Source organism: Caldimonas tepidiphila, assembly GCF_003569765.1.
GTDB lineage: Bacteria > Pseudomonadota > Gammaproteobacteria > Burkholderiales > Burkholderiaceae_C > Caldimonas > Caldimonas tepidiphila.
Genome location: NZ_QXMG01000102.1, coordinates 1 through 14,346 on the forward strand (window position 1 = coordinate 1; position 14,346 = coordinate 14,346).

General features: G+C 70.8%; 13 protein-coding genes. 7 read left to right on the top strand and 6 right to left on the bottom strand.

Annotated elements, in window-relative coordinates; translation table 11 throughout:
- Positions 1-710 (top strand): RNA polymerase sigma factor RpoD (gene rpoD / locus D3A59_RS23880; RefSeq protein WP_119157819.1); only part of this gene is annotated, 710 nt, incomplete at its 5' end.
- A 192-nt stretch (positions 711-902) separates the two neighbouring features.
- Entirely contained in the window at positions 903-1,838 is a 936-nt protein-coding gene (locus D3A59_RS23885; protein WP_170162389.1) for an adenylate/guanylate cyclase domain-containing protein, read from the top strand.
- Between the two features lie 25 nt (positions 1,839-1,863).
- On the opposite strand, the gene D3A59_RS23890 is transcribed toward D3A59_RS23885, so the two are convergent.
- Positions 1,864-2,556, bottom strand: coding sequence for an HAD family hydrolase (locus D3A59_RS23890; protein ID WP_119157821.1), 693 nt, complete (start codon positions 2,554-2,556; stop codon positions 1,864-1,866).
- A 182-nt stretch (positions 2,557-2,738) separates the two neighbouring features.
- On the opposite strand from D3A59_RS23890, the gene hemH reads away from it, so the two are divergent.
- Both hemH and D3A59_RS23900 read left to right on the top strand, forming a co-directional pair.
- The gene (gene hemH / locus D3A59_RS23895; protein ID WP_119157822.1) at positions 2,739-3,839 is read left to right on the top strand and encodes a ferrochelatase; all 1,101 of its coding nucleotides are present in this window, start codon (positions 2,739-2,741) and stop codon (positions 3,837-3,839) included.
- A gap of 106 nt (positions 3,840-3,945) precedes the next feature.
- Positions 3,946-4,341: an RNA-binding S4 domain-containing protein gene (locus tag D3A59_RS23900; RefSeq protein ID WP_240636192.1), complete on the top strand. Its 396-nt coding sequence runs from the start codon at positions 3,946-3,948 to the stop codon at positions 4,339-4,341.
- Between the two features lie 28 nt (positions 4,342-4,369).
- Here the strand turns inward: D3A59_RS23900 and D3A59_RS23905 are convergent, their stop codons facing one another.
- Together D3A59_RS23905 and D3A59_RS23910 are read right to left on the bottom strand one after the other, a co-directional pair.
- Complete coding sequence (locus tag D3A59_RS23905; RefSeq protein WP_119157824.1) at positions 4,370-5,407, bottom strand: DUF5666 domain-containing protein; 1,038 nt, start codon at positions 5,405-5,407, stop codon at positions 4,370-4,372.
- A gap of 13 nt (positions 5,408-5,420) precedes the next feature.
- Entirely contained in the window at positions 5,421-6,308 is an 888-nt protein-coding gene (locus tag D3A59_RS23910) for a DUF6502 family protein (RefSeq protein WP_119157825.1), read from the bottom strand.
- A gap of 189 nt (positions 6,309-6,497) precedes the next feature.
- Between D3A59_RS23910 and grpE the strand changes: the two genes are divergently transcribed.
- From grpE to dnaJ, 3 genes are all read left to right on the top strand, one after another.
- Positions 6,498-7,073, top strand: coding sequence for a nucleotide exchange factor GrpE (grpE, locus tag D3A59_RS23915; protein WP_119157826.1), 576 nt, complete (start codon positions 6,498-6,500; stop codon positions 7,071-7,073).
- Between the two features lie 131 nt (positions 7,074-7,204).
- Positions 7,205-9,157 (top strand): molecular chaperone DnaK, encoded by a 1,953-nt coding sequence (gene dnaK, locus D3A59_RS23920; protein ID WP_119157827.1) that lies wholly within the window; start codon positions 7,205-7,207, stop codon positions 9,155-9,157.
- Positions 9,158-9,266: 109 nt separating this feature from the next.
- Positions 9,267-10,406 carry a molecular chaperone DnaJ gene (gene dnaJ, locus D3A59_RS23925; protein ID WP_119157831.1) on the top strand — a complete coding sequence of 380 codons (1,140 nt, stop codon included), beginning with the start codon at positions 9,267-9,269 and terminating at the stop codon, positions 10,404-10,406.
- Positions 10,407-10,497: 91 nt separating this feature from the next.
- On the opposite strand, the gene D3A59_RS23930 is transcribed toward dnaJ, so the two are convergent.
- The 3 genes from D3A59_RS23930 to D3A59_RS23940 all read right to left on the bottom strand — a co-directional run.
- A complete protein-coding gene (locus D3A59_RS23930; RefSeq protein WP_119157828.1) occupies positions 10,498-11,451 on the bottom strand; it encodes an NAD(P)H-dependent flavin oxidoreductase in 954 nt (317 codons plus the stop codon).
- A 117-nt stretch (positions 11,452-11,568) separates the two neighbouring features.
- The gene (locus D3A59_RS23935; RefSeq protein WP_119157829.1) at positions 11,569-13,374 is read right to left on the bottom strand and encodes an acyl-CoA dehydrogenase; all 1,806 of its coding nucleotides are present in this window, start codon (positions 13,372-13,374) and stop codon (positions 11,569-11,571) included.
- Between the two features lie 93 nt (positions 13,375-13,467).
- The coding region (locus tag D3A59_RS23940; protein ID WP_119157830.1) for an electron transfer flavoprotein subunit alpha/FixB family protein at positions 13,468-14,346 on the bottom strand (879 nt) is incomplete at its 5' end.

Consider the following 14,346-nt stretch of genomic DNA (forward strand, 5'->3'; position numbering starts at 1 on the left):
TGATCGAGGCCAACCTGCGCCTCGTGATCTCGATCGCGAAGAAGTACACCAACCGCGGCCTGCAGTTCCTCGACCTGATCCAGGAAGGCAACATCGGCCTGATGAAGGCGGTGGACAAGTTCGAGTACCGCCGCGGCTACAAGTTCTCGACCTACGCGACCTGGTGGATCCGCCAGGCCATCACGCGCTCGATCGCCGACCAGGCCCGCACCATCCGCATCCCGGTGCACATGATCGAGACGATCAACAAGATGAACCGCCTCTCGCGCCAGCACCTGCAGGAGTTCGGCTTCGAGCCCGACGCGCCGACGCTGGCCGAGAAGATGGAGATCCCCGAGGACAAGATCCGCAAGATCATGAAGATCGCCAAGGAGCCGATCTCCATGGAGACGCCGATCGGCGACGACGACGACTCGCATCTGGGCGACTTCATCGAGGACACCAACAACACGGCGCCGGTGGACGCGGCGATGCAGGCCGGCCTGCGCGACGTGGTCAAGGAGATCCTCGACAGCCTGACGCCGCGCGAGGCCAAGGTGCTGCGCATGCGCTTCGGCATCGAGATGTCCACCGACCACACCCTGGAGGAAGTGGGCAAGCAGTTCGACGTGACGCGCGAGCGCATCCGCCAGATCGAGGCCAAGGCAATCCGCAAGCTCAAGCACCCGAGCCGCTCGGACAAGCTGCGCACGTACCTGGACAATCTCTGATTGGCCGGACGGGGGCTGCCGGAGGCAGCCGCGACCGCGCAGGCGGACGCGCCTGAGCCTGCGCCGCAGGCAGGAAACGGCCCCCGGGACCGACCGCGCTTCCCCGGGGGAGTCCGGTCGGTCTTTTCGTTTCCGCGGCGGCCGCCGCACTAAACTCCCGCCCGCGATCACGCCCGCCGCCCTGCCTTGCCCTTGCACGCCGCCTCCGTCCACCGCACCATCCTGTTCGCCGACCTGCGCGGCAGCACCCTGCTCTTTCGCGCGCTCGGCAATGCCGGCGCGGCGGAGTTGCTCGCACACACCGTCAGCCTGCTGTCGATGCGCACCGGCGAGTGCGGCGGCGTGGTGGTCAAGACGCTCGGCGACGGGCTGATGGCCCTGTTCGCCACGCCGGCCGCGGCGATGCAGGCGGTGCAGCAGATGCAGGAATCGATCGCCCGCATCACCGCCAGCGCCGGACCGGACGCGCCCGCGCTGCGCCTGCACGTCGCGCTCCACGATGGCGAGGTCGTCGAAGTCGACCAGGACTGCTTCGGCGACGCGATCCACATCGCGGCGCGCCTGCTCGAACACGCCGGGGACGACGAGGTGCTGCTCACGCAGGCGGTCCACGCGCGGCTCGACGCGGCTCAGCAACGGCGCTTCCGCGACCTCGGGCCGCTGCAGTTGCGCGGCATTGCCGAGCCCGTCCGGGTGTTCCAGCTCACCGGCACGCGCGCCGCCGAGGACCAGGAGCCGACCGGCTACGCCGAGCTCTCGGTCCCCGCGATGGCGGGCAAGGTGCGGCTGGTCTACGGCCCCACCGAACACGTCTTCAGCGCGCGGCAAACGCCGATCGTGCTCGGGCGCGCGTCCTCGTCGAGCTTCTGCGTGCCGGAGGGCTGCGTGTCGCGCTCGCATGCGCGCATCGAGTGGCATGGGGGGCACTTCCACTTCTGGGACCACAGCAGCAACGGCAGCTTCGTCGTCTTCGCGAACGGCACGCAGCTCGCGGTGCGCCGCGCCAGCTGCAGCCTGCATGGCAGCGGCACGCTGGGCCTGGGGGGCACCTCCATGGAGCAAGCCGCCGCCCGGGTGCAATTCGAGGTGCTGCCCGGCGGCGACACCCAGCTCGGCACGCTGCTGTAGCGCCCCGCCCCGCGCGCCCCTTCCTTCAGGCGCCGACGGCGTCGGCCAGCGCGAGCAGGTCCTCCACCACGAAATGCACCCCCTGCGGCGCGGCCGGCGGCACGGGATGGATGCTCGGCCGCTTCAGCCACGCCGCCTGCACGCCGGCGCGCAGCGCCCCCTCGACGTCCAGCAGCAGGTCGTCGCCGACATGCAGCACCTGCCCGGCGGGTGCGCCGGCCAGCTCGCAGGCGGCGGCGAAGATGCGCGGATCGGGCTTGCCGACGCCGAAGCTGCGCGCGGTGACGACGCCGCGGAACAGCGGCGCGAGCCCGATGCGCCCCAGGTCCGCGTTGCCGTTGGTCAGCGCCACCAGCGGAAAACGCGCCGCCAGTCGCTCGAGCCCAGGGCGGACGTCGTCGAACAGCTCGACGCGCTGGCGCTCGTCGAAGAACACCTCGAAGCCCGGCACTGCGAGCGCCGGATCGTCGCCGGCCTGCGAGAGCGCCCGGCGCAGGCTCTCCATACGCAGCCAGGTCAGGTCGTGCTGCCGCTCGGGATGCTCGAGGCCGACGCGGTCGCGCAGCGCGCGCATCGCCGCGGTGTCGTGGCGCTGCGCGGTGGCCGGCGCGTGCTCGGCAAGCCAGTCGTGCAGCCGGCGTTCGGCACGCACGATGGTGGGCCAGACGGGCCACAGGGTGTCGTCGAGATCGAGGGTGAGGGCGAGCAATCGGGACAAGGTCGGTCTTTCCGGGAACGTGGGAAGCCGACAACTTACCTCATACCGCCTGCCCCGGATGGCGGGCGGGCCGCCGGGGACCGCCGCAAAGCCCCCCGGCCGCCGGCGTCAAGTCGGCGGGCGGCGCGGCGCGGGCCGGTGGTCGGCAACAATAGCGCGCCCCCGCCACTGCCCTCGTCCGCATGCCCTCCTCCGCCGCCCCGTCCGCAGAACGCCATGTCCACGGCCAGCCCGCCCGCACCGGCGTGCTGCTGTGCAACCTCGGCACCCCCGAGGCACCGACCGCGCCGGCCGTGCGGCGCTACCTCGCGCAGTTCCTGAGCGATCCGCGCGTCGTCGAGATTCCCGCGGCCCTGTGGAAGCCGATCCTGCACGGCGTGATCCTGCGGGTGCGGCCGGCCAAGTCGGCGGCGAAGTACGCGAGCATCTGGACGCCCGAGGGCTCGCCGCTGAAGGTCTGGACCGAGCGGCAGGCGAAGCTGCTGCGCGGCTACCTCGGCGAGCGCGGCCATGCCGTGGAGGTCGTCCCCGCGATGCGCTACGGCGAGCCGTCGATCGGCGCGCAACTCGACGCGCTGCGCAGCCGCGGCGTCACGCGCGTGCTGGTGCTGCCGCTGTACCCCCAGTACTCCGGCACCACCACCGCGAGCGTCTACGACGCGGTGCACGCCTGGGCCGGCGCGCAGCGCTGGGTGCCCGAGCTGCGCCTGGTGAACCACTACCATGACGAGCCGCTCTACATCGACGCGCTCGCGCGGCGCATCGAGGCGCACTGGAGCGCGCACGGCCGGCCCGAGCGCCTGCTGATGAGCTTCCACGGCGTGCCGGAACGCACGCTGCACCTCGGCGACCCCTACCACTGCGAATGCCACAAGACGGCGCGGCTGCTCGCCGCGCGGCTCGGGCTGTCGGACGCGCAGTACGTGGTGACCTTCCAGAGCCGCTTCGGCAAGGCGAAATGGCTCGAGCCCTACACCGAGCCGACGCTGCGCGAACTCGCGCGCCAGGGCGTCAAGCGCGTCGATGCGGTCTGCCCCGGCTTTGCGGGCGACTGCCTCGAGACGCTCGAGGAAATCGCGATCGAGGGCAAGGAGGCCTTCCTGACCTCGGGCGGCCGCGAGTTCCACTACATCCCCTGCCTGAACGACACGCACGAGGGCATGCTCGCGCTGACCGCGGTCGCCGAGCGCCACCTCGCCGGCTGGCCGACCCGCGAGGCGGCCGACGCCGAGGAACTGTCGCGGCAGCGCGAGCGCGCGCGCCGGCTCGGCGCCGCGGCCTGAAGGCGCACGCCCCGCCGCCGCCCGGCCCCTGCCGGCGAAAGGCCCTTGGCCGCCGGGGAGGCGGCACGGCGCCACAATCGCGTCCATGCAGAACGCAAGCGAAGGGATGCGCCTCGACAAATGGCTCTGGGCGGCACGTTTCTACAAGACGCGCAGCCTCGCCACCGACGAGATCGACAAGGGCCGCGTGCAGGTCAATGGCCAGCCGGCCAAGCCCTCGCGCGAGGTGCGCGTGGGCGACCGGGTGAACCTGCGCCAGGGCAACGTGCCGCGCGAGGTGATGGTGCGCGGGCTCAGCCAGGTGCGCGGACCGGCGCCGGTGGCGCAGCAGCTCTACGAGGAGACGCCCGAGAGCCTGCGGACCCGCGAGGAGCTGGCGCGCAACCGCCGCTTCACCGCCGACCCGTCGCAGAGCATCGAGCACGGCCGACCGACCAAGCGGGACCGCCGCCAGCTCGCCGACTGGAACCGCTGGAGCGCCAGCATCGACGACCAGGGTTGAGGAGCCGGCGGCCCGGCCCCTCCCCGGCTCAGCGGGACGGCGGCAGCCGCAGGCGCGCCTCGCCGACCGCGTCCGTCGCCGCGTCGAACCGGCCGCTGACGACCAGGTAGCGGCCGTCGAGCGAGCCGGCGGCGAGCCCCGCGTCGAAGGCCGCGCCGGCGAGCGCCACCGCCGTGCCGCCGACGCACACGTAGACCGAGCGGTCCCGGCCGGGACAGGCACCGGCGACGCCGGACAGCCGCACGGCCTGGCGCTCGGCGAGCCGGGGCTTCTCGAGCCTCACCCGGTCGGCCACGACCGTGTTGTCGGCAATCGGCTCGCGCGTCCAGACCTGCACCCGCTGCCCGTTCTCCAGTGCCACCCGGCCATTTCCGTTGCCATTTCCATTGCCGTTGCCGCGCTCGTCCAGCAGGACGGTCAGCGCGCCGAGACGGAAGGAGCGGCCGTCGGCGGCCAGCCCGGACACGACGCCGTTGAGCCGCAGCCACCGGCCGTGGGCGGCCGGCAGCCGGTCGATCCGGGTGGCTTGGAGCGCGGGGGCGCCGCCCTCGGACAGCTGCACGCCGTGCACCTCGAGCCGGTCGCCGAGCCGCAGCTGCTGCGCGGTGCCGAGCGTCTCGCCGCCTGCGCGGGCACCGAACCGGGTCACGGGACCCCGGTCCGGATCGTCGTTGAGCCGCAAGGTCTGCCCGGCCACCTGCAAGGGCGACAGCGAGGTGACGGGGCCGACCAGCGCCGGAGAGATGCGGAACACGCGGGCACGGCTGGAGTCGCCGTCGCTCTCGAACGCCAGCTCGACCCGCTGCCCGACCGCGAGGTCGGAGCGCTCGAGGCCGCGGCCGGGCACGTCGGGCGCCCCTTCCTCGGTGTCGTACTCGATGCGCGCGCCGCTGTCGTCGTAGCGCTCGCCGTCGACGATGACGCTGCCGAAGCCGGTGACCGTGCCGCGGCCGTAGCCGCCCGCCACGTCGCCGGTGCCGCCGGAGCCGACTCCGCCGCCGCAGGACACCAGCAGCCAGGCCATCGCGGCGGCCAGCGTTGCGGACCTCATCCAGGGGAAGTTCATCGCGTCCTCCTCGTCAGGGCGAGCCGGTCGGCTCGTCCGGCGGGGTGTCCCCCGAAGCCGGCTCGCCGCGGTAGGGCTCGCTGTAATAGTAGACGCCGAAGCGCATGCGGTGAGTCTCGCCCTCCTGGTTCGCGTCGGCATCGCAGCGGCGCTGCGTCTCGTCCACCATGCGCTGGAAGGCCATGCTCCACAGCGCCCGGGCGATCTCGCCCAGCTCCTCGGCCGATTGGCGGCTCAGCCCCTCGGCGAACACGCTCTGCTCGAGGAAGCGCGGCCCGTCGGTCGTCAGGTTGTGCACCGCCGCAGCGAGATGGTCGCCGGCATTGGCCGCGAAGAGCGCCACCAGCTCCCGCAGGCCCTGTGTCGGCACGAAGGCCTCGACGCGCAGCGCCACCTGCCGGTCGTCGAGCTCGATGAGCCCGAGGCGCTCCATCTCGGCCAGCAGCGTGCGCGGATGCACGTCCGAGGACACCTCCCGCGCGAGCGCCTCGAAGCTGCCGCTGTCGCCGGCACGCGGCAGGGCGCGGGGACGCCCCTGCTCGTCGCGGAAGCGGGCGTCGGTGACCCAGCGCGTGAAGAGCTGCGAGACGAGCGAGACCGAGCGCGGCATCACCGCGCGCGGCCGCCCGACGCCCAGCGCCCGGATGTCCTTGCGGTGCACGCCCGACATCACGCTGATGGCCGAGTCGGTCACGCGCGTGCCGCTGCGCTGCAGTTCCTGCTGCGCGACGTCGATGAACACCGCCTTGAGCGCGGCGCTGAACGCGCCGTGCTGCACGCCGCTGCGGATCAGCCAGCGCACGACCGGGGTCATCAGCACCATCGACTCCCGCAGGGCCAGTTCGGCGTGTTCCCCGCTGGGCGACACGGTCAGTTGGGGCTGGCCGGTGGAGCGCGTCATCCAATCTCCTGACTGCTGGCAACTTCCCGTGGCGCCGCCCTTACGCTCGGCGCCACGAATCCCGCGAATTGTGACTTGACTGTCTGCCGGGCCTGACCCCTCCTAACTGGGGGCGCTGGTTTCCGAACGTCAGCTCTTGAAGAAAGTGTCCGCGCCCCCAAGTCAGTCCGGTCTTCCGGGAACCAGACCATGAACGAAGCGAACAACACCCCTCAGGATCCACAGACTTCCGAGCCTTCCGCAGCCGCCAACGGGGCGGGCGTCGCGTCCGACCCGCCCGCCCCCGGGAACGCGCCGGAGACGGCCGCAGCCAGCGCCGAGCAGCGCCTGGCCGAGCTGGAGGCCCGCCACGCCGAGGTGTCGGACGCCTACCTGCGCGCCAAGGCCGAGGCCGAGAACATCCGCCGCCGCGCCGAGGAGGAGATGTCCAAGGCGCGCAAGTTCGCGATCGAGGGCTTCGCGGACAGCCTGCTGCCCGTGAAGGACAGCCTCGAGGCGGCGCTCGCCACGCAGGGCACGCCCGAGCAGCTGCGAGAGGGCGTGCAGATGACGCTGCGCCAGCTGCAGCAGGCGCTCGAGCGCAACAAGGTGATGGAGGTGAACCCGCCGGCGGGCACCAGGTTCGACCCGCACCAGCACCAGGCGATCAGCATGGTGCCGGCCGACCAGGAGGCCAACACCGTGGTGGCGGTGCTGCAGAAGGGCTACGTGATCGCGGAGCGCGTGCTGCGCCCGGCGCTGGTCACCGTCGCGGCCCCGAAGTGAGCACGCGGGCCGGCGACGCGCGGGCGTCCTCTGCCCCCTGAGCGGGCGCGACGCCGCAGGTGCTTGAAAAGCCGGCCCCAGTCCACAAATTACACGGCAATCGGATCTCTCAGACTTTAGGAGCAATTCAAATGGCAAAAATCATCGGCATCGACCTGGGCACCACGAACTCGTGCGTGGCCATCATGGAAGGCAACACCACCAAGGTGATCGAGAACAGCGAGGGCGCGCGCACGACGCCCTCGATCGTCGCCTACCAGGAAGACGGTGAAGTGCTGGTCGGCGCCTCGGCCAAGCGTCAGGCGGTCACCAACCCCAAGAACACGCTGTACGCCATCAAGCGCCTGATCGGCCGCAAGTTCACCGAGAAGGAAGTGCAGAAGGACATCGACCTGATGCCCTACAGCATCGTGGCCGCCGACAACGGCGACGCCTGGGTCGAGGTGCGCGGCAAGAAGATCTCCGCCCAGCAGGTCAGCGCCGACATCCTGCGCAAGATGAAGAAGACCGCCGAGGACTACCTCGGCGAGACGGTCACGGAAGCCGTGATCACGGTGCCGGCCTACTTCAACGACGCGCAGCGCCAGGCCACCAAGGACGCCGGCCGCATCGCGGGCCTGGACGTCAAGCGCATCATCAACGAGCCGACCGCGGCGGCACTGGCCTTCGGCCTGGACAAGGCCGGCAAGGGCGACCGCAAGATCGCGGTCTACGACCTCGGCGGCGGCACCTTCGACATCTCGATCATCGAGATCGCGGACGTCGACGGCGAGAAGCAGTTCGAGGTGCTGTCCACCAACGGCGACACCTTCCTCGGTGGCGAGGACTTCGACCAGCGCATCATCGACTACATCATCGGCGAGTTCAAGAAGGAGTCCGGGGTCGACCTGACCAAGGACGTGCTGGCCCTGCAGCGCCTGAAGGAAGCCGCGGAGAAGGCGAAGATCGAGCTGTCGAACTCCACGCAGACCGACATCAACCTGCCCTACATCACGGCTGACGCCTCGGGTCCGAAGCACCTGAACATCAAGCTCACCCGCGCCAAGCTCGAGAGCCTGGTGGAGGAGCTGATCGAGCGCACCATTGCGCCGTGCCGCACCGCGATCAAGGACGCGGGCGTGAGCGTGAGCCAGATCGACGACGTGATCCTGGTGGGCGGCATGACCCGCATGCCCAAGGTGCAGGAGAAGGTCAAGGAGTTCTTCGGCAAGGAGCCGCGCAAGGACGTGAACCCGGACGAGGCCGTGGCCGTCGGCGCCGCGATCCAGGGCCAGGTGCTCACCGGTGACCGCAAGGACGTGCTGCTGCTCGACGTGACCCCGCTGTCGCTCGGCATCGAGACGCTCGGCGGCGTGATGACGAAGATGATCACGAAGAACACCACGATCCCGACCAAGTTCAGCCAGACCTTCTCGACCGCGGACGACAACCAGCCGGCCGTGACGATCAAGGTCTACCAGGGCGAGCGCGAGATGGCCTCGGGCAACAAGCTGCTCGGCGAGTTCAACCTCGAGGGCATCCCGCCGGCGCCGCGCGGCCTGCCGCAGATTGAGGTGAGCTTCGACATCGACGCCAACGGCATCCTGCATGTCGGCGCCAAGGACAAGGGCACCGGCAAGGAGAACAAGATCACCATCAAGGCGAACTCCGGCCTGACCGAGGAGGAGATCCAGAAGATGGTGAAGGACGCCGAGCTCAACGCCGCGGAAGACCACCGCCGCTTCGAGCTGGTGCAAGCCAGGAACCAGGCCGACGCGATGGTGCACAGCGTGCGCAAGTCGCTCACCGAGCACGGTGACAAGCTCGAGGGCGCCGAGAAGGAGCAGATCGAGGCCGCCATCAAGGACGTGGAGGAAGCGCTCAAGGGCGAGGACAAGGCCGCGATCGAGTCCAAGACCGAGGCGCTGATGGCCGCGAGCCAGAAGCTCGGCGAGAAGATGTACGCCGGCATGCAGGAGGGGGCGGCTGCGGGCGCCGGCGCGGCAGGCGGTGCGGGTGCCGCAGGTGCCGGCGCGGCGGGCGGCTCGAAGCCGGCAGACGACAATGTCGTCGATGCCGAGTTCAAGGAAGTCAAGAAAGACTGAGCTTCGGCGCTCGAGCCCGGCACCGCGGAGGCACACGGGACCTTGGAGAACCGCTCTCCGGGCCCCTGTGCCTCTTGCGGTTTGAAGAACGCAGATGCAGCACACCGACATGGCAAAGCGCGACTACTACGAAGTGCTCGGTCTGGCGAAGAACGCCAGCGAGGACGACATCAAGAAGGCCTATCGCAAGCTGGCGATGAAGCACCACCCTGACCGCAACCAGGGTGACAAGAGCGCCGAGGAGAAGTTCAAGGAGGCCAAGGAGGCCTACGAGATGCTCTCCGACCCCGAGAAGCGCGCCGCCTACGACCGCTTCGGCCATGCCGGCGTCGACCCGAACATGGGCGCCGGCCGCGGCGGCGGCGCCGAGGCCTACGGCGGCTTCGCCGAGGCCTTCGGCGACATCTTCGGCGACATCTTCGGGCAGCAGGGCGGGGGCGGCGGCCGCCGCGGCGGGCCGCAGGTCTACCGCGGCAGCGACCTGTCCTACGCGATGGAGATCACGCTCGAGGAGGCGGCCCGCGGCAAGGAAACGCAGATCCGCATCCCGAGCTGGGACGAGTGCGGCACCTGCCACGGCAGCGGCGCCAAGCCCGGCACCAGCGCGAAGACCTGCCCGACCTGCAACGGCGCCGGCGCGGTGCACCTGCGCCAGGGCTTCTTCAGCATCCAGCAGACCTGCCCGCACTGCCACGGCTCGGGCAAGATCATTCCCGAGCCCTGCGGCACCTGCGGCGGCGAGGGCAAGGTCAAGAAGACCAAGACGCTGGAAGTGAAGATCCCCGCCGGCATCGACGAGGGCATGCGCATCCGCTCGGCCGGCAACGGCGAGCCGGGCACCAACGGCGGCCCCCCGGGCGACCTCTACATCGAGATCCGGCTCAAGAAGCACGAGATCTTCGAGCGCGACGGGGACGACCTGCACTGCACGGTGCCGACGCCGCTGACCACCGCCGCGCTCGGCGGCACGATCGAGGTACCGACGCTCGGCGGGCGCGCCGAGATCGAGCTGCCCGAGGGCACGCAGCACGGCAAGACCTTCCGCCTGCGCGGCAAGGGCATCAAGGGCGTGCGCTCGAGCTATCCCGGCGACCTGTACTGCCACATCACGGTCGAGACGCCGGTCAAGCTCACCGAGCACCAGCGCAAGCTGCTCAAGGAGCTCGACGATTCCTTCCGCAAGGGCGGCGACAAGCACTCGCCGAACACCAAGAGCTGGACCGACCGCGTGCGCGACCTGTTCAAGTGAGCTGCGCCGGCGGCGCGCCGGCCGCAATGACGAAGGGCACCGCGAGGTGCCCTTTCTTCATGGTGCGGCGATCACGTCGCCCCCGGCTGCGTCAGCCCGCGCAGAGCCGGCCGCGCGCCTCCTCGTACTCGCGCCGCAGCCGCGCGACGAGATCGCGCACCGGCACCACCTCGCGGATCGTGCCGATGCCCTGGCCGCAGCCCCAGATGTCCTTCCAGGCCTTGGTGGCGCCGCCGCCGAAGTTCATCTTGCTCGGGTCGCTCTCGGGCAGCCTGTCCGGGTCGAGCCCGGCGTTGACGATCGAGCCGCGCAGGTAGTTGCCGTGCACGCCGGTGAAGAGGTTGGTGTAGATGACGTCGTCGCTCGTGCTGTCGCAGATCATCTGCTTGTAGGCCTCGGCCGCGCGCGCCTCCTCGGTGGCGATGAAGGCCGAGCCGACATAGGCGAAGTCCGCGCCCATCGCGCGCGCGGCGAGCACCGCGCGGCCGCTGGCGATCGAGCCGCTGAGCGCCAGCGGCCCGTGGAACCACTCGCGGATCTCCTGGATCAGCGCGAAGGGGCTCTTCACGCCGGCGTGGCCGCCGGCGCCCGCGGCGACTGCGATCAGGCCGTCGGCGCCCTTCTCGACCGCCTTCCTCGCGAAGGCGTTGTTGATGATGTCGTGCAGCACCACGCCGCCCCAGCCGTGCACCGCGTCGTTGACGTCGGTGCGCGCGCCGAGCGAGGTGATGACGATCGGCACCTTGTACTTCTCGCACAGCGCCATGTCGTGCTCGAGCCGGTCGTTGCTCTTGTGCACGATCTGGTTGATCGCGAAGGGCGCGGCGGGCTGCTCGGGGTGGCGCGCGTTCCAGGCGTTGAGCGTCTCGGTGATCTCGGCGAGCCAGTCGTCGAGCTGCTCGGCGGGCCGCGCGTTGAGCGCCGGCATCGAGCCGACGACGCCGGCCTTGCACTGCTCGATCACGAGCTTCGGGGTGCTGATGATGAACATCGGCGAGCCGATGATCGGCAGCGGCAGGTCTTCGAGGATCGGTGGCAGGGGCATGGTGTCTCCATCGGGGCCGGCCCGGGCGGGACGGCGGGCGCAGCTCGGCGGGCTGCGCTCTGGTTCAGGATTGGGCGGCCCTCCCGGCACGCGCCGGAAGGGACCGGGGGGTGTCGCTCAGAACGCGTCGAGCGCCATCGCGGTGGCGCTGTCGCCGCCTTCGAGGATGGTGTCGCGCAGACCCGGCAGCCTCGCGAGGACGTGATCGGCGTAGAAGCGCGCGGTCGCGACCTTCGCGTCCATGAAGGCCTGGTCCTCGCCTGCCGCGGCCCGCTCCTTCGCGACCAGCAGCGCGCGCGCCATCTGCCAGCCGGCCATCAGCTGGCCGGCGAGCATCAGGTAGGGCACCGAGCCGGCGAACACCGCGTTCGGGCGGGCCTTGGTCTGGCCGGCGACGAAGTCCACCACGTCGAGGAAGGCCTGCCGCGCCGCCGCCAGGCGCCGCAGCACGGCCGCGGCGTCCGCGTCGTCGCGGCGCGCGAGCTCGGCCTCGGTCGCCTCGATCCGCGCGGCGATCGCGCGCGCCGTGCGGCCGCCGTCGCGCGCGGTCTTGCGGCCCACGAGGTCGTTGGCCTGGATCGCCGTCGTGCCCTCGTAGATCGTCAGGATCTTCGCGTCGCGGTAGTACTGCGCCGCGCCGGTCTCCTCGATGTAGCCCATGCCGCCGTGCACCTGCACGCCGAGGCTCGCGACCTCGATGCTCATCTCGGTCGAGTAGCCCTTCACCAGCGGCACCATGAACTCGTAGAAGGCGGCGTTCTGCTGGCGCACCTCGGGGTCCGGATGATGATGGGCGGCATCGTAGGCGGCGGCGGCGACGGTGGCCATCGCGCGGCAGCCCTCGGTGTGAGCGCGCATCGTCATCAGCATGCGGCGCACGTCGGGATGGTGGATGATCGGGCCGCTCGCCGGCAGCGAGCCGTCGACCGGGCGGCTCTGCACCCGGTCGCGCGCGTACTGCACCGCCTTCTGGTAGGCGCGCTCGGCCACCGCGATGCCCTGCACGCCGACCGCGTAGCGCGCGGCGTTCATCATGATGAACATGTACTCGAGCCCGCGGTTCTCCTCGCCGACGAGGTAGCCGATCGCGCCCGGGCCGACCTCGCCCTTGTCGTCGCCGTAGACCAGCACCGCGGTCGGGCTCGCCTTGATGCCGAGCTTGTGCTCGATCGACGCGCACCAGACGTCGTTGCGCTTGCCCGGCGTGCCGTTGGCGTCGACGAGGAACTTCGGCACGATGAACAGCGAGATGCCCTTGACGCCCTCGGGTGCGTCGGGCGTGCGCGCGAGCACCAGATGGACGATGTTCTCGGCCATGTCGTGCTCGCCGAAGGTGATGAAGATCTTCTGGCCGCTGATGCGGTAGGTCCTGTCGCCCTGCGGCACCGCCTTCGTGCGCACCAGCGCGAGGTCGGAGCCGGCCTGCGGCTCGGTGAGGTTCATCGTGCCGGTCCAGGCGCCCTCGATCATCTTCGGGATGTAGAGCCGCTGCTGCTCGGGCGTGCCGGCGGTGAGCAGCGCCTCGATCGCGCCGTCGGTCAGCAGCGGGCACAGCGCGAAGCTGAGGTTGGCGCTGTTGAGCATTTCGCCGCAGGCCGCGCCGATCGTCTTGGGCAGGCCCTGGCCGCCGAACTCGGCCGGGTGCTGCAGGCCCTGCCAGCCGCCCTCGGCGTACTGCCGGAACGCTTCCTTGAAGCCCCGGGCGGTCGTGACTGCGCCGTCGTTCCAGCCGCCCGGCTGGCGGTCGCCCTCCTGGTTCAGCGGCGCCACCACCTCCTGGTTGAAGCGGGCACACTCCTCCAGCACGGCGGCAGCGGTGTCGATGCCGGCCTCCTCGAAGCCGGGCAAGCGCGCGACCTCCTCCAGGCCGGCCAACTCCTTCATGCAGAACAGCATGTCCTTCACGGGCGCTTGGTAACTCATCGGGTCTCCTTCGGGCTTGTCGTTGTCGGTGGAAAAAAGCCCGTGTTCCTGAACGAGGGAAGCACGGGCCGGGGGCTCATCGGGGGAGCGGGCTCAGAGCGCCTTCACCAGTTCCGGCACGGCGGTGAAGATGTCGGCCTCGAGCGCGTAGTCGGCGACGGAGAAGATTGGCGCCTCCGGGTCCTTGTTGATCGCCACGATCACCTTGGAGTCCTTCATGCCCGCGAGGTGCTGGATCGCGCCGGAGATGCCGCAGGCCACATAGAGCTGCGGCGCCACGATCTTGCCCGTCTGCCCGACCTGCCAGTCGTTGGGCGCGTAGCCCGCGTCCACCGCCGCGCGGCTCGCGCCGAGTGCCGCACCCAGCTTGTCGGCCAGCGGCGTGAGCAGCTCGGTGAACTTCTCGCTGGAGCCGAGCGCGCGCCCGCCCGAGACGATCACCTTGGCCGCCGTCAGCTCCGGGCGGTCGCTCTTGGTCGTCTCGCGGCCCACGAAGCTCGAGGTGCCCGCGTCGGCCACCGCCGCCACGCTCTCCACTGCCGCCGAGCCGCCCGTCGCAGCCGCCGCGTCGAAGCCCGTGGTGCGCACCGTGATGACCTTCACCGCGTCCGTGGCCTGCACCGTGGCGATCGCGTTGCCCGCGTAGATCGGGCGCTCGAAGGTGTCGGCACTCACGACCCTGGTGATGTCGGAGAGCTGCGCCACGTCGAGCCTGGCGGCCACGCGCGGCGCGACGTTCTTGCCCGAGGCGGTCGACGGAAAGAGGAGGTGGCTGTAGCCGCCGGCCACGGCCAGCACCTGCGCCGCGAGGTTCTCGGCCAGCCCTTCGGCGAGCGCCGCACTGTCGGCGTGCAGCACCTTCGTCACGCCCGCGATCTGCGCCGCGGCCTGCGCGGCCTCGGCCGCGTTCGCCCCCGCCACCAGCACGTGCACCTCGCCGCCGCAGGCCGCAGCGGCCGTCACGGTGTTGAG

Excerpts from the sequence above, each read along its gene's own strand:
- hemH (WP_119157822.1), top strand. The coding sequence starts at position 2,739 with ATGCCCTCCTCCGCCGCCCCGTCCGCAGAACGCCATGTCCACGGCCAG.
- D3A59_RS23900 (WP_240636192.1), top strand. The coding sequence starts at position 3,946 with ATGCGCCTCGACAAATGGCTCTGGGCGGCACGTTTCTACAAGACGCGC.
- D3A59_RS23905 (WP_119157824.1), bottom strand. The coding sequence starts at position 5,407 with ATGAACTTCCCCTGGATGAGGTCCGCAACGCTGGCCGCCGCGATGGCC.
- D3A59_RS23910 (WP_119157825.1), bottom strand. The coding sequence starts at position 6,308 with ATGACGCGCTCCACCGGCCAGCCCCAACTGACCGTGTCGCCCAGCGGG.
- grpE (WP_119157826.1), top strand. The coding sequence starts at position 6,498 with ATGAACGAAGCGAACAACACCCCTCAGGATCCACAGACTTCCGAGCCT.
- dnaK (WP_119157827.1), top strand. The coding sequence starts at position 7,205 with ATGGCAAAAATCATCGGCATCGACCTGGGCACCACGAACTCGTGCGTG.
- dnaJ (WP_119157831.1), top strand. The coding sequence starts at position 9,267 with ATGGCAAAGCGCGACTACTACGAAGTGCTCGGTCTGGCGAAGAACGCC.
- D3A59_RS23930 (WP_119157828.1), bottom strand. The coding sequence starts at position 11,451 with ATGCCCCTGCCACCGATCCTCGAAGACCTGCCGCTGCCGATCATCGGC.
- D3A59_RS23935 (WP_119157829.1), bottom strand. The coding sequence starts at position 13,374 with ATGAGTTACCAAGCGCCCGTGAAGGACATGCTGTTCTGCATGAAGGAG.